The following is a 14,054-nucleotide window of genomic DNA, read 5'->3' on the forward strand; positions in this document are numbered from 1 at the left end:
CGAAAGTATTTCGATCCGTTCGGCACAAACGTCCAATGTGCCGGTCTTGTTTCTCCATGGTCAAGGGGCCGAACCGAGCATTATGCGGTTCAGAAGCATGCCATATGTAACGATTCAGCTTGTACTTGGCCCCCATGCGCTGTACAGCTTGTTCGGTTGGGACGCGTCTATGCTCGCGTTGTAGGCATGCCCCCGCAATTGTTTATACGGGTAAGGCGGGTCAACGAAGCTTTGCGGATGATGCACTCAGGGAGTTATGAACGGTTATCCGATGTCGCATATGCGCTGAATTATTATGATCAGTCTCATTTTATCCGCGACATGAAGATGTTTTCGTGGGTGAGCCCTAAGCATATGGCTATGAAAGTCAGTGAATTTCATAGCGATCTGACGGGCTCGTCCTATTTGTAAAATCGACGGTTTTATCCAATTATGATGGTGTCGCAACGGTTATGATGATTTTATTCCATTCGGGATTCAATAATCAAATTGAAGGAGCGATGACGTATGCGGAAAATTAAAATGCTGAACCGGGTTTCGATCGACGGTTATTTTGCCAGCAGCAATGAAGCGAATTTTGGAATGGATTGGTTCATCCATGACCCCGAAGTTGACAAAGCGGCACATGAAATAGGCGGAAGGATGGACACGTTGCTATTGGGGGGGACAACCTATCGCGGGTTTGAACGTTCCTGGGTGCCTGTTTTGAACGATCCTCGTGCGCCGGAGCAATTGAAGCAGATCGCAGAAGAGTTGACAGAAATGAGCAAAGTCGTATTCTCGAACACAATCCAATCGTCTGATTGGTCGAACACTCAAATTTATAATGGTGATCTTATACAGGTTGTTTCTCAATTGAAAAGGGAATCCAGCACAGACATCCTTGTTCTAGGCAGCGGCTCTATCGTTCAGCAGCTTGCCAATGAAGGGTTGATTGACGAGTATATGTTTATAGTCACCCCGGTCGTTGCAGGTGAAGGGAAGCGTATGTTCCCGGATGTTATGCCGTTCCATCTCGGTTTGGCAGAAGCGAGAACGTTCGAATCCGGCAATGTCTTGCTTCATTATGTGTTAAAGAAGTAGAATCGAGGATATGAACGAGAGTTGCATAGTGTTAAAAAAGCCGGTCCATTTCGGATCGGTTATTTTGCGTTCATCATGTATCAACGGCCGATAATCGCCGTTATTATGCGGTTCTCATCGCGAAAAACGGAAAATGTAAAGATCGTACGGGGCAGGTCAAAAGCTGCATATATACATTCCTTACGCCGTCCCGCTATGATGGGAACCGAAAGGAGGGGGGCAAAATGGCTAACATACTTGATTACAGGCTGAAGGACGGGGGTGCAGACAATGGAACGCACGATTCAGGTTAACGGTGGCGAGCCGGTCTCGAAAGGAGCAGGTCGATTGCGCAAGAGAGTGAAGAAGGCGCTGCGGAATTGGGAACTATATGCGCTGATCAGTCCGGTTCTCGTATTTTTTATATTGTTCGAATACTTTCCCATGTATGGCGTGCAGATCGCCTTTAAGGATTTTATAGCGACCAAAGGCATATGGGGAAGCCCGTGGGCCGGTTTGAAGCATTTCGAACGGTTTATGCAGGGCTTCTACTTCAACAGATTGATGATCAATACGATCGCGATCAGTCTTTATCATTTGGCGCTCAGCTTTCCTCTGGCTATTTTTCTCGCGCTCATGATGAATGAAGTGCGTCATTCTTTGCTGCGACGGACGGTTCAGACGATTACTTATGCTCCGCATTTTATTTCCGTTGTCGTATTGGTAGGTATGATGACGGTGTTTCTATCGCCGCAGACGGGATTGGTCAATCAATTTCTAGGTCTTATGGGCGTTCCACGGGTCGATTTCATGGCCGAAGCCGCCTGGTTCAAATCGCTCTACGTACTGTCCGGCGTCTGGCAAAATACCGGTTGGAGCTCAATCATCTTCATAGCGGCGCTGGCCGGCGTCGATCCGCAGCAGCACGAGTCCGCTATGCTGGACGGAGCAAGCAGATGGCAGCGCATCTGGCATGTCAATATTCCCGGCATTATGCCCACGATTATTATTCTGCTGATACTGGAGTGCGGCAAAATTATGACGGTCGGCTTCGAGAAAGCTTTTCTGATGCAGAATGACATGAATATTGCAGCATCTGACGTCATTGCCACTCATGTATACCGCAGCGGCATATTGGGCGCGCAATACAGCTTTGCAGCTGCCGTTGGTTTGTTCAATGCGGTTATTAATCTTGTATTGCTGCTGACGGTGAACCGGATTTCCCGGAAAGTGACCGCCACGAGCTTGTGGTAGAGGGAGGATTGAGCGGAAGGATGGCGAAGATAAAAACTTCGGCCGGGGACAAATGGTTTGATGCAGTCAATTTGACGCTGCTTGGTCTTGTAAGCGCGGTCGTTTTGTATCCGCTTTTATTTGTGCTGAGCGCTTCGTTCAGCAACCCTGCAGCGCTGTTCGAAGGCAAGGTGTGGTTGTTTCCCGTAGGATTCAATGTTCAGTCGTACACCCGGGTGCTGCAGGACCCGAATATCGTGACCGGTTATTTGAACACGCTTCTCTATACTACAGTAGGGACGACACTTAATATCGCACTGACGATTTGCGCCGCGTATCCGTTATCCAGGAAAGATTTTGACGGGCGCAATACGCTGATGATGCTGTTTACGTTTACGATGTTTTTCAGCGGAGGACTGATCCCGACGTATTTGCTGATCAAAAACCTGGGCATGATCAATACGATATGGGCGATCATTCTGCCAAATGCCGTATCGATGTGGAATATCATTATTATGCGGACGTTCTTTCAGACGATCCCTTCGGAGCTTCACGAATCGGCGCAAATCGATGGCAGTTCCAACATCCGCACGCTGCTGCGAATCGTATTGCCATTGTCAATGCCGGTCATTGCTGTCATGATATTGTTCTACGGCGTATCGCATTGGAACGCGTTTTTTAATGCGCTTATTTATTTGTCAGATCACAGCAAATTCCCGCTGCAGCTCATCATTCGGCAAATTCTGCTGCAAAATCAAATGGGGGAGATGGTCGAAGCTACGGAAAGCTCGGTCGATCAAATATTGATTGCGGAAGGCATCAAATACGCAGTCATCGTCGTATCCAGCCTTCCGGTGCTGGTGCTGTACCCGTTCCTGCAGCGTTACTTTGTCAAAGGCGTCATGATTGGCGCGATTAAAGGGTAAACCGAGCTTGAAGGAATGCTTCTTATCGAAATACAAATCACAAGGGGGCAAAGCATCTTGGAAACAAGAAAACAAAAACATATCGGTGTCATTGCGACATTATTGGCGATACTGCTGCTGGTTGCCGCGTGTTCCTCGAACGAACCGGGCACGTCGACTGGACAAAACGGGAAATCGGAGGGGAATGCGAGCGGGGAAGGGACGACATCCGTTCAACCCGAAGGACTGCCGATTGTGAGCGAGCCGCTTACTCTAACGATGGTTGCAGGTCAATCCCACTTGCATGGGGAATGGAAAGATAAGCTGCTGTGGAAGGAAGCGGAGAAGCGGACCGGCATTCACGTGGAGTGGAATCTGGTGCCCAACGAAAACCTGCAGGAGAAGAAAAATCTGCTGTTGGCCAGCGGAGAGCTTCCGGATGCCTTCTATGGGGGAGGGATCACGACCCAGGATCTGGTCACTTACGGCGAGCAAGGAGTATTTATTCCGCTCAATGATCTGATCGACCGCTATGCACCGAATTTCAAAAAGCTGCTTGAGCAATATCCCGAAATTCGGAAAGGCTTGACCGCACCGGACGGAAACATCTATTCACTGCCGAAAATGTCGATTAATCCTACACATCTGACGTCCACCAAACTGTTCCTTAATCAGAAGTGGCTGGATGCCGTCGGATTGCCGGCGCCCAAGACGACGGATGAGCTCTATGAAGTGCTGAAGGCTTTCAAGGAGAAGGATCCCAACGGCAACGGCATTGCGGATGAGATACCGCTGTCGGGCGCAGATATGACGAGCGTGCTGAGAAGCCTAGCCGGCGCGTGGGGATTGAATAATAGAGGAATATCGCATGCCAACGTCGATTTCGATGAACAAGAGAACAAGCTGCGGTTCGTGCCTGCCGATCCCAAATACAAGGAAATGATGCAGTTTCTAAGCCGGCTGTACAAGGAAGGACTTCTCGATAACGAAATCTTCACGTCCAACAATTCGATTATTACCGCCAAGATCGCGCAGGATACCGTAGGCGCATTCATGAATATCAACACGGTATGGGCCGGAGACAAGCGAACGATTTTCCGTGGCATTCCGGAAGCCTTGAAGGGTCCTGAAGGCGATCAGCTATGGGCTGGCGTATCGCCCAACCTGCAGGTGGCCGGAGCATTTGTCATCACGAATGAGAATAAGCATCCAGAGGCTACCATGCGATGGGCCGATTATTTCATAGACGGAGATGGCGCCGTTCTGTATTGGATGGGGATGGAGGGCGTGACTTACGAGATGAGAGACGGCAAGTATCGCTTCGTCGAAGATATTGTCAACAATCCGGATGGCATGACGCTGGACCAAGCGATCTCAAGAGAGCTGGTAGCTCCGTTCACAAGTCATCCTATTGTAAGGGAAGAACGCTTCGCCTGGGATACGGGAGAAGGGCTGGAGGAAGTGATGGAGGCCGCGGCATGGCTGGAACCATATAAGCCGAAGGAAGTATGGCCGGCTTTCATCTTCACAGCGGAGGAGAACGAACGGATCGTGGCGTTGTCCAACGATATCGGCACCTATGTAGGCGAGATGCGCGCCCAGTTCGTTACCGGCAAAGTATCGGTGGAGGAAGCTTGGGACGAGTATATCAGCACGATTGAGCGTATGGGCTTGAATGATTATATGGCGATTTACGAGGCTGCTTACGAGCGATACAAGAACTAATCGAAGAGGATGAATCCATATGAACATAGCGGACAGCGACGCCGCTTTAATCCCGGTCCCGTTAACGGATATTCGAGGGAACGGCAAGTATGATGATGCCGAGCGCTTGTTCCAGGGCATACCGACGATTGAGAAAACGCCCGGGGGAACGTTGTGGGCCGCCTTCTACGGCGGGGGCGATAACGAAGGACCGAACAATTATGTGCTGATCGTCACGAGCGATGATAACGGGCGTACCTGGTCGTCCCCGACATGGGCGATCGATCCGCCCGGGCTCGTGAGAGCCTTCGATCCGTGCCTGTGGGTCGACCCGCTGGGCCGGCTGTGGCTCTTCTGGGCGCAAAGCTTCGGCGAGACGATATTTGACGGCAGATGCGGCGTCTGGGCTTCCGTGTGCGGCAATCCTGATGCGGCACAGCCGGAGTGGGGGTTACCGAGGCGAATTGCCCATGGTATCATGATGAATAAACCGACGGTGCTTTCCTCCGGAGAATGGCTGCTGCCATCGGCTGTCTGGTCTTGCATGTCCTCCAGCCTGCACAGCTTGCCGGAAGAACGGTTCTCACAGGTGCTGGCGTCGGCCGATCAAGGCGAGAGCTTTAATAAGCGGGGCCATGCCGACGTGCCCAATCGTCATTTCGACGAGCATATGATTGTGGAACGCAAGGACGGCAGCTTATGGATGTTGGTGAGAACCTATTACGGCATCGGTGAAAGCGTTTCCGAAGATGGAGGGCTAACCTGGAGTCCCGGCAAGCCGACGCGGCTGGGGGGACCGAGCTCACGATTTTTCATCCGCCGGCTTCGTTCCGGGAGGCTGCTGCTCGTCAATCATTACGGCTACAGAGGACGCAGCCATCTGACAGCGCAGTTGTCGGAGGACGACGGCCTCACCTGGTCCGAGGGGCTTCTGCTTGATGAGAGAAGCGATATTTCTTATCCGGACGGTACGGAGGATGCGGCAGGTTGCATCTATATTATTTATGATCGGGAGAGGTATAAGGAGAAACAAATTCTGATGGCCGTCTTCACGGAAGAAGATGTGCTCGCGGAATGCTGCGTATCAGAAGCAGCCCGGCTGAAGGTGCTTGTTCATCAGGCTGGAGTGCTGCGCGAAAAATAATAGTCAAACGTTCAGAGGCAAGTGTACGGGGGGATCGCGATGAAAAGGCTTGTGAACAAATTTCGGCTGCGGAAGCCGTCTATCCGTTTTTTGAAATACTTCTTTTCCTATGTGCTTCTGGTCGTTCTTCTGCTACTAACCGTAGGGAGTCTCGTCTATGCGCAGGTGATTGAAACGCTCCGGGAGGAGGTCGAGCGGTCCAATCAAGCGATGTTGAAGCAAATCAGCGACATGATGGATGTCCGGGTGCAGGAAATGCATCGTATATCGGTGCAAATTGCATCGCATCCTCAATTGAAGTCTTTCAAGATGGCGCAAGGCGGTTACGATACGCTTCGGGCGGTCAGAGAATTGAAAACGTTCATTTCCACGAACTCCTTTCTGTACGATCTTGCGCTTTACTCTGAATATCAGGGGGAAGGCCGATTTTATGCGGCGAGCGGCACGTATGGGGCCGACATGTTTTTCGAGCACATTTATAAGTACGACACCTGGGAACTGAACGATTTCTTGCAGGCGGGGGACGATCTGACAATGCCGCTGTTAAGACCCGTCGAGACGCTGAAGGCGCATGGGGCGGATGGCATACGGATGGCGACCTTGCTCTATCCGCTTCAGACGAGTACGGAAGGCTCACGCCAGGTGCTTCTCTTTCTGATTAAGGGCAGCGAGCTGCAGCGCATGCTCGAGAAGGTATTTCAGGGCTATAACGGATACGCTTCGATATTGGATCGTGACGGTACCCCTATATTGTCCGTGTCCAGAGGAGACAATGGCGCGGATGAAGCGGAATTTCTGAATCTGATGGGCAACGGCGCGCTTTCCGGCGAACAGGGAGGCGCTGCCGTCTTGGGCGATTATGCGGTCGTGAAGCAAGTATCCGATTATACGAAATGGTCCTATGCCGTGGCGATACCGACTGGCCAAATGATGAAGAAGGTGAACGACACCAAGGCGATCTTCTATTGGACGGCCGTCATTGCGGTGATCATCGGCGCACTCGTCTCCTACGTGCTGGCTTGGGGCGCGTACCGGCCGCTGCGTCAACTTGTGGAATCGATCGGCCGCAAGCGTCTCAATGCCGTTGCGAGAAGCAAGGACGAACTTGTCTGGCTCTCGCAGCAGTTCGATCACATTTCCGACGAGAACCGGGGCTTGCGTGTGCAATTGAATACAAGGCTCGGCATGGTGAAGGAACAGTTTCTGTTCAAGCTGATGCAGGGCTCGATCTGCCATGCGGATGAACTGAACGGCTACATCGATTCCGCCGAGCTGCGTCTCGGCGGACCGCGGTTCGCGATCCTATGGTTTTGGATTGACGACTACGAGTGGTTTGAGCTGAAGAATAACAATAAGATGCAAAATTTGCTGCGTTACAGCATTATGAATGTCGCTGAAGAGCTCGCCCTGAATATCGGACATGGCTATGCGGCCGTGCTGGGCGATGTGCGCGGGATTGCGATGATTGTAAGTATCGAGCAGGAGGAGTCTTCCACAGTGTTGTCGGAGCGGCTGGCTGAAGAGGCGGCAGCGTTCTTCCGGGACAATTTTCCGTTCACGATTACCGTTGGCATCTCCGATGAATTTCAGGAGCTTCTGGCTGCGCCTAAGTATGTCGATCAAGCCTGCAGAGCAGCTGCCTATCGATTTCTGCTCGGTTCGAACAGGGTAATCAGGCAGCGTGACCTCCCTGTGAAATCTGAACGCGCCGCGGAATATCGCAAGGAACAGGAAGAACGGATTATTCATGCGCTGGTTCAAGGACAGAGCGAGGAAGTTGAGCGGCTCCTGCGAGAGATCATAAGCGAATTCAAGCATGACGGCATCGTTCTGGCGGATGCGGAGAAGATATGCGCCCTTCTCGTCAACACGATACAAAAATCGCTTCAAGAATTTGACCTCCGGCCCGATCCCGAGCTGAAAAGCCGGCTTGACAGGGTGTTCTCGCTAAATTATGAAACGATTATGCAGTTCGAAGCCGAACTGGTGCATTGCTGCCGAATGATAGCCGATTGCAGCAGGCAGGCGAAGGAAAGCAAAAATTTTGAGCTTCGTGACAAGCTGTTCATGTATCTCGACCAAACATATGGAAATCCCGGACAGTGTCTCGATACGATCGCGAACGAATTCAACATGTCGCCTTCTTATTTGACGCGATACTTCAAAAATCAGACGGGTTATTCGCTGATCGAATATTTGGATCATCTTCGGCTGCAGCACGCCAAGCGGTTGTTGCGTGAGACGGACCGGACGGTCAAAGAGATTGTCGAGCTAGTGGGGTATACCGATGTCAACAACTTTAACCGCAAATTCAAAAAGAAAGAAGGCGCAACACCAACCGAGTACAAGAGAATGTTGATGCAATGATTCCAAGTGGAGGAGTGATGGAACGTGACAATGAGCAGAAGACAGGCATTAGCCTTGATGGGCATGGCCGGCGTGGCCGCAATGACGGGTGGTGCGATCGAGGCTCATGCGCGATCGTTAGGGCTGGAAGAGCAAGCAGCATCCCAGACGCTCAAGGGATCGGGGAAGGGCAAGCCTTCGAGCGGCGGAGCTTTCGTCAGTGTGATGGACTACGGGGCCAAGGGAGACGGAATAACGGATGATTCCGCCGCGATTCAAGCCGCATTCGACGCAGTCCCTCCCGGCAGCGTTGTCTTCTTCCCGAGCGGCACTTACCTGTGCGGCATTGCTCCGGGAAACAATGTTGAATGCTTGAACATTGTGAAGGAGGGCATTCATGCCATTGGAAGCGGGGTGATTAAGAGAGCGCCGAATGCACAGGGCTTCCTGCTGCGCATATCGGCGAACAACGTCATTGTGGACGGACTGACGTTCGACGGCAACCGTGGCGCTGCCGGAGTGGCTGACGGACTTGGTACCGGAGCTACGCTCCGCTCCTTTGGCTGCGTCAGCGGGAAAATAATGAACTGCCGATTCCTTCATTCGCCAACCCAGCATATCGATCTGGGAAGGGAAACTCATCGCTGGACGATTCAAGGAAATTACTTCGAGAGCTTCTATCGGTCTGCCATTCAGATCGGACCGGAAGCCGCTGATCTTGAGGGCTGCCACTATAACGTGGTCGCCTACAACCATATAAAGGGCGACCTGCCCAATGCGGTTCGGACGTCCAACGGCATCTTTTTCACATCGAGCGCAACCACACAGGCGCATGATCTGAAGACGTGCGATCACAATGTCATTATCGGCAACGTAGTAGAGGATGTGGCGGATGTAGGAATTGAGTCCGGCTATAAATGCCGGTTCACCGTCATAAGCGACAACACCGTCAAGCGTTCGTTCAATTCAGCCATTCTCGTCCGGGACAACCATTACACATCGATTAAAGGGAATACAATCAGCTGCCGGACCGGTCACACCGGATCTGTAAAACAAGGCATCTACGTAGACGGCGTTTCCATAACCGGAGATGCCGCCCCTTGGACATCCGCATACTGCGTTGTCGAGGGCAACACTATAAAGAATGGCGAGGTAGGGGGAATCTCTGTCATTGCCGCTCAATACTCCGTGGTGGCCAACAACGTCATCGACGGATTCTCCAACACGAATGGCTCGTCAGGCATCAATGTCAAGAGCGGATTCGTCCGTTGTCATAACAATATTATACGGACTTATCAATTCGGAATTCGAGTCTCGCTGGAAGGCAACAGGCCGTTATCGAATGTTCTGGAAGCCGCGGCTATCAAGGATAACTTAATAGAATCCTGTCGGCACGGTATATTTGTTGATTCGTCCAGTGTAGCGATGGAGCTGAGACACGCTGATATCACTTCCAACCGGATGCGCCAGCTGACGCACGCTCCGATCGCGCTCAGCACATCGGCTGCCCCGACCATCTCGAATTGCCGGTTGTTCGATAATCAGGAAGTGGATGAGCCGCACAAGCAAAGCGATTCGCAATTCACATCGACCAAGTTTATTACGGCTTCTTCCGGGATCGAATGCGAAGCGCCTGACATAGCGCTCGGCTCCGTCGTTCTGTTTGACCGCTATGTCGCCGGCATCGTTGTTCTGCGAGCGGATAATAATGAGACGGCTGCATTTCTGACGGACGGAGCGGGGAATGTTACGCCGATTGCGGAGAGCGCGAATATGGGCGTAGCCGGCGGAATGAAGCCTTATACGCTGGAAGCGGAGTCCGGCTCTTTTGTTCTGAAGAGATTGTCGCCGGATAGAAAAATCCAGTTTATTAAGGCGACGTTGCTTTAATAACGTTCTCCTTCAATTCTCCACTTGCAGCGAAGAACTTATGATTTCAACCTGTTGGACTTCATCATCAATAATGTGCAGCACCGGGATTTTCCGGTGCTTTTTCATTGTTTCTAGTCTGAACTGTGGATACCTTCTTCAGTTCTGCTCTCGTCAATGTCAATGTCTCTTGTCTCATAGTGACATTATCTCAGAACAAAATAATGCTTGAATTCCCAAAAAGATTAGGTTATTATCAAAATGGTAACGCAATCATTTCAAGTGGAGACAAGATAAATGGCAACTTTAAAAGATGTGGCTAAACTGGCTGGTGTAGCACCCATTACGGTTTCAAGGGTTATTAATGATCCCCAATCCGTCAAGGAACGGACTCGACTGAAAGTGGAGCAAGCGATCAAGCAAATCAATTACATGCCTAACAGCATTGCGCGAAGTCTGGTAACCAATCGAACGAATACGATAGGCGTGTTGCTGTCCAATATTGCTAATCCCTACTTCTCAGATTTTATTCTCGGCGTTGAGACTAAAGCGAGGGAGCTTGGGAAAAACGTTTTTATATGCAATGGGATGAACTATGAGAGCGCGATGAGCAACATCAATCTTCTAATGGAGAAGCGTGTGGACGGGATGATTCTCACCTCGTTCGAATTCGATTCAATCGGTTTGCAGGAGAAACTGCTAAGAGAGCTGGAGCGACTTAACGCGAATGAGAAGCATTCGGTTCAATTCGTGCTTGTTGATCCTTCTCCCAAGCAAACACTGCTCACTTCGATCCAAATCGATAACTACATGGCAGCGACGGTGGCGATGGATCATCTGCATGAACTGGGACATAAAGCGATTGCGCACTTGTCCTTAAACAGGGATGCGGATGTATGGATTGACCGCTTTAAGGCCTATAAAGACGCGCAAGGGAGAATTAATATTCCGCTGAACACGGAACATATCGCCCTTATTGACAAGGAAGATGTGCGATTGGCGGAAGAAGCGACCTACCGTTTGCTCCTCACTACGCCGCGGCCTACAGCTATATTTGCGGCTAACGACACATTGGCAGTAGGAGCGCTACAGGCTGCTCACCGTACAAGGCTCAGAATTCCGGAGGATATCTCCATTATCGGGATTGACGGCAACGATATTGCAAAGCACAGCTATCCAAGAATGACGACTGTCGTTCATCCCCGCTATCGCTTGGGAGAGCTGTCGGCGGAGCTGCTGATCGATTTGATTAACGGGAAGGAGGATACAGCCAGCCTGCTGATTAAATGTACGCTGCAGGTGAATGAAAGTACAGGACCGCTATTAATGCAGACGGAGGGTATCAATGAACAGCATGACTGATTGGAAGGCGAGATGGATCTGGAGCTCGGGCGAGCCGGTGACCCTCATGGAAGGGAAGCACGAAATTGTATATTTCCGAAGAAGCTTCAACGTTTCTGATATCGGCTCCGCCCGACTCGTGTGCCGTATTACCGCCGACAGCCGCTATCGGCTTTATGTCAATGGAATGTCGGCGAGCGTCGGCCCATGCAAGGGAGATCGGTATACGCACTACTATGAGACAGTCGATCTATCGACATTTTTGGTTGCTGGACTTAACACTTTGGCGGTCAAGGTTGTGCATTACACGCTCTGTGAGCCGTTTCGATTGGGAGTGGGAGGACCTGCTTCTGTATGGAGATCCAATCAAGGTGCGTTTCTGTTCGAAGGATCTTTGACGCAGCAAAATGGTTGCGCAACCATTTCGCTTTCAAGCGACGAACAATGGGAGTGTCTTATCGACGATGCGATTGTCTTTGAAGCCGGGGAACAAGAAACACTTTATGTTGGCGGCACAGAGCGGGTGATTGGCCGAAAGCTGCCGTTCGGTTGGCAAATGCGCAAGGATACTGCAATGGGCTGGAAACCGGCAGTCATGGTATCTGATGTAATGGATATGATGTTCGGTCAATTGACGCCATGGCCTCTTGTCCCAAGGACAATACCGCCTTTATATGAGCAAGAGAGGGGATTTGCGGGCATCAAGCGCATAAGCGCAGCAGGGGCGAACCCCATATTCCATCAATTGAGTGAACATGACGATTCGCAAGGCCGGATCGTTCAGCCGGGAGAACGGTTCGAAGTAGAGCTTGACGCAGGGGAATTGCTGACAGGCTATCTGGTTTTGGAACTATCGGGAGGAAAGGACGCAGACATCGAAATTCTATGCTCCGAGTGTTATGAGAAGGAGCCGGAGTCGACGATCAGGAGAAACAAAGATATTCGCGACGATCCTGAAGGCAGGCGGCTTTATGGCGAGAAGGACAAGTACATAGCGGCGGGTATTGGAGACGCTGAGACGGGCGAGTGGGAGCGTTATGAGCCATTCGAGTTTCGCACCTTTCGGTTCGTCAAGCTAACGGCCCAGGCCAAGGAAGAGGAACTTCGCTTGCACCGCTTCTATTTTCGGGAGACTGGTTATCCTCTGGAAGTCAAAGCAACATTCGCATGCTCGGACGAATCACTGATGCCCTTATGGGACATAAGCATCAACACGCTGAAGAGATGCATGCATGAAACGTATGAGGATTGCCCTTATTATGAACAGATGCAATATATCATGGATACTCGCCTGCAAGCGCTTTTTACATTCCAGCTTAGTGCGGATGACCGCTTGGCCAGAAAAGCTATTTTTGATTTCCATAGCTCGCTTATGCCGGATGGCATGATCCAGAGCCGTTATCCATCTGTATATCCGCAAGTCATTCCGGGCTTTTCCGTGTACTGGATCATGATGATTGCCGATCATTATCGCTACTTCGGAGATTTAGCGCTTGTTCGCAAATATTTGCCAACGGTTGACGCCATTCTGGGCTGGTTTGAAGCTCAATTGAATGAGGACGGGCTGGTGGGCAAATTGCCTGGACAGGTGTGGTCCTTCGTAGATTGGGTGGAGGAGTGGAGGCATAACCAAGGGGTGCCGATAGCGAATGAGAGCGGGCCTTTAACCGTCTATAGCTTATTGTACGCAAGCGCTCTTCAGGTAGCGGCGGAGCTTAATGCACATACGGGCCGCAGCTCCACGGCAGAGGAATATCGGAGTCGTGCGGAAGCTGTCAAGTATGCGGTCAGGCAGCATTGCTGGTCGGATGAGGAGCAATTGTTCGAGGACGGCCCCGGCACAAAGTTATTTTCTCAGCATGCGCAAATCTGGGCGGTGCTCTCCGGTACCGCTCAGGGGGAAGAGGCGAGCCTGCTTATAGATCGTATGCTGCTTCATCAATCGCTGCCTTCCGTTTCTTACGCCATGTCCTTCTTCCTCTTCCGCAGTTTGGAGAAGACGGGGAAATATGATCGCTCCTTCGAGCACTGGGATACCTGGAGAAGGCTGGCGGCGCAAGGGCTCACGACTTGGGTCGAAGACCCGGTGTCGCAAAGAAGCGACTGTCACGGTTGGGGAGCGGTCCCGATCTATGAATTCACGAGTCATATTCTTGGCGTCCAGCCGGAAGACAGTGGATATCGCCGCATTCTCATCAAACCGAGTACGGGAAACCTCGCCTGGGCGAAAGGGACTGTGGCCACTCCTGTCGGGGAAGTGCGAGTGGCTTGGCGGATAACGCAAGATGGGAGCCTGGACGTTTCTTTACGAAGTCCGGAAGGAATACCGGTGCGAATCGAACTGCCGGACGGAAGTTTGTATGAATCTGTTGCCGGCGGGGAATGGCATACGCCAAATGGTCGATTTTTAATGTGCAAGCATTGAAAATAAATACATTTAAGGGGAGCAG

At 51.3% G+C, this 14,054-nt stretch carries 10 protein-coding genes; all 10 read left to right on the forward strand.

What is annotated here, in order from left to right; translation table 11 throughout:
- The first annotated feature begins 186 nt into the window (after positions 1-186).
- A complete protein-coding gene (locus M6D81_RS14640; protein ID WP_262677715.1) occupies positions 187-411 on the forward strand; it encodes a helix-turn-helix domain-containing protein in 225 nt (74 codons plus the stop codon).
- A gap of 96 nt (positions 412-507) precedes the next feature.
- Positions 508-1,083, forward strand: coding sequence for a dihydrofolate reductase family protein (locus tag M6D81_RS14645; RefSeq protein ID WP_262677650.1), 576 nt, complete (start codon positions 508-510; stop codon positions 1,081-1,083).
- Positions 1,084-1,353: 270 nt separating this feature from the next.
- Positions 1,354-2,316 carry an ABC transporter permease gene (locus M6D81_RS14650; RefSeq protein WP_262677651.1) on the forward strand — a complete coding sequence of 321 codons (963 nt, stop codon included), beginning with the start codon at positions 1,354-1,356 and terminating at the stop codon, positions 2,314-2,316.
- Positions 2,317-2,336: 20 nt separating this feature from the next.
- Positions 2,337-3,221: a carbohydrate ABC transporter permease gene (locus M6D81_RS14655; protein ID WP_262677652.1), complete on the forward strand. Its 885-nt coding sequence runs from the start codon at positions 2,337-2,339 to the stop codon at positions 3,219-3,221.
- 57 nt (positions 3,222-3,278) lie between these two features.
- Positions 3,279-4,925 (forward strand): extracellular solute-binding protein, encoded by a 1,647-nt coding sequence (locus tag M6D81_RS14660; RefSeq protein ID WP_262677653.1) that lies wholly within the window; start codon positions 3,279-3,281, stop codon positions 4,923-4,925.
- Positions 4,926-4,944: 19 nt separating this feature from the next.
- Positions 4,945-6,048, forward strand: coding sequence for a sialidase family protein (locus M6D81_RS14665; RefSeq protein WP_262677654.1), 1,104 nt, complete (start codon positions 4,945-4,947; stop codon positions 6,046-6,048).
- A 39-nt stretch (positions 6,049-6,087) separates the two neighbouring features.
- Entirely contained in the window at positions 6,088-8,415 is a 2,328-nt protein-coding gene (locus tag M6D81_RS14670) for an AraC family transcriptional regulator (protein WP_262677655.1), read from the forward strand.
- 30 nt (positions 8,416-8,445) lie between these two features.
- Positions 8,446-10,284: a glycosyl hydrolase family 28-related protein gene (locus tag M6D81_RS14675; protein ID WP_317259129.1), complete on the forward strand. Its 1,839-nt coding sequence runs from the start codon at positions 8,446-8,448 to the stop codon at positions 10,282-10,284.
- Positions 10,285-10,560: 276 nt separating this feature from the next.
- Positions 10,561-11,625 (forward strand): LacI family DNA-binding transcriptional regulator, encoded by a 1,065-nt coding sequence (locus M6D81_RS14680; RefSeq protein WP_262677656.1) that lies wholly within the window; start codon positions 10,561-10,563, stop codon positions 11,623-11,625.
- Complete coding sequence (locus M6D81_RS14685; RefSeq protein ID WP_262677657.1) at positions 11,609-14,029, forward strand: alpha-L-rhamnosidase-related protein; 2,421 nt, start codon at positions 11,609-11,611, stop codon at positions 14,027-14,029. The genes M6D81_RS14680 and M6D81_RS14685 overlap by 17 nt, the downstream gene beginning before the upstream one ends.
- The last annotated feature ends 25 nt before the right edge of the window (positions 14,030-14,054 follow it).

It is taken from the genome of Paenibacillus sp. J5C2022, from assembly GCF_025567625.1.
In the GTDB taxonomy this organism is placed as follows: domain Bacteria; phylum Bacillota; class Bacilli; order Paenibacillales; family Paenibacillaceae; genus Pristimantibacillus.

Coding starts and splice junctions, on each gene's coding strand:
- M6D81_RS14680 (WP_262677656.1), top strand. CDS start 10,561: ATGGCAACTTTAAAAGATGTGGCTAAACTGGCTGGTGTAGCACCCATT.
- M6D81_RS14655 (WP_262677652.1), top strand. CDS start 2,337: ATGGCGAAGATAAAAACTTCGGCCGGGGACAAATGGTTTGATGCAGTC.
- M6D81_RS14650 (WP_262677651.1), top strand. CDS start 1,354: ATGGAACGCACGATTCAGGTTAACGGTGGCGAGCCGGTCTCGAAAGGA.
- M6D81_RS14665 (WP_262677654.1), top strand. CDS start 4,945: ATGAACATAGCGGACAGCGACGCCGCTTTAATCCCGGTCCCGTTAACG.
- M6D81_RS14675 (WP_317259129.1), top strand. CDS start 8,446: ATGAGCAGAAGACAGGCATTAGCCTTGATGGGCATGGCCGGCGTGGCC.
- M6D81_RS14685 (WP_262677657.1), top strand. CDS start 11,609: ATGAACAGCATGACTGATTGGAAGGCGAGATGGATCTGGAGCTCGGGC.
- M6D81_RS14640 (WP_262677715.1), top strand. CDS start 187: ATGCCCCCGCAATTGTTTATACGGGTAAGGCGGGTCAACGAAGCTTTG.
- M6D81_RS14670 (WP_262677655.1), top strand. CDS start 6,088: ATGAAAAGGCTTGTGAACAAATTTCGGCTGCGGAAGCCGTCTATCCGT.
- M6D81_RS14645 (WP_262677650.1), top strand. CDS start 508: ATGCGGAAAATTAAAATGCTGAACCGGGTTTCGATCGACGGTTATTTT.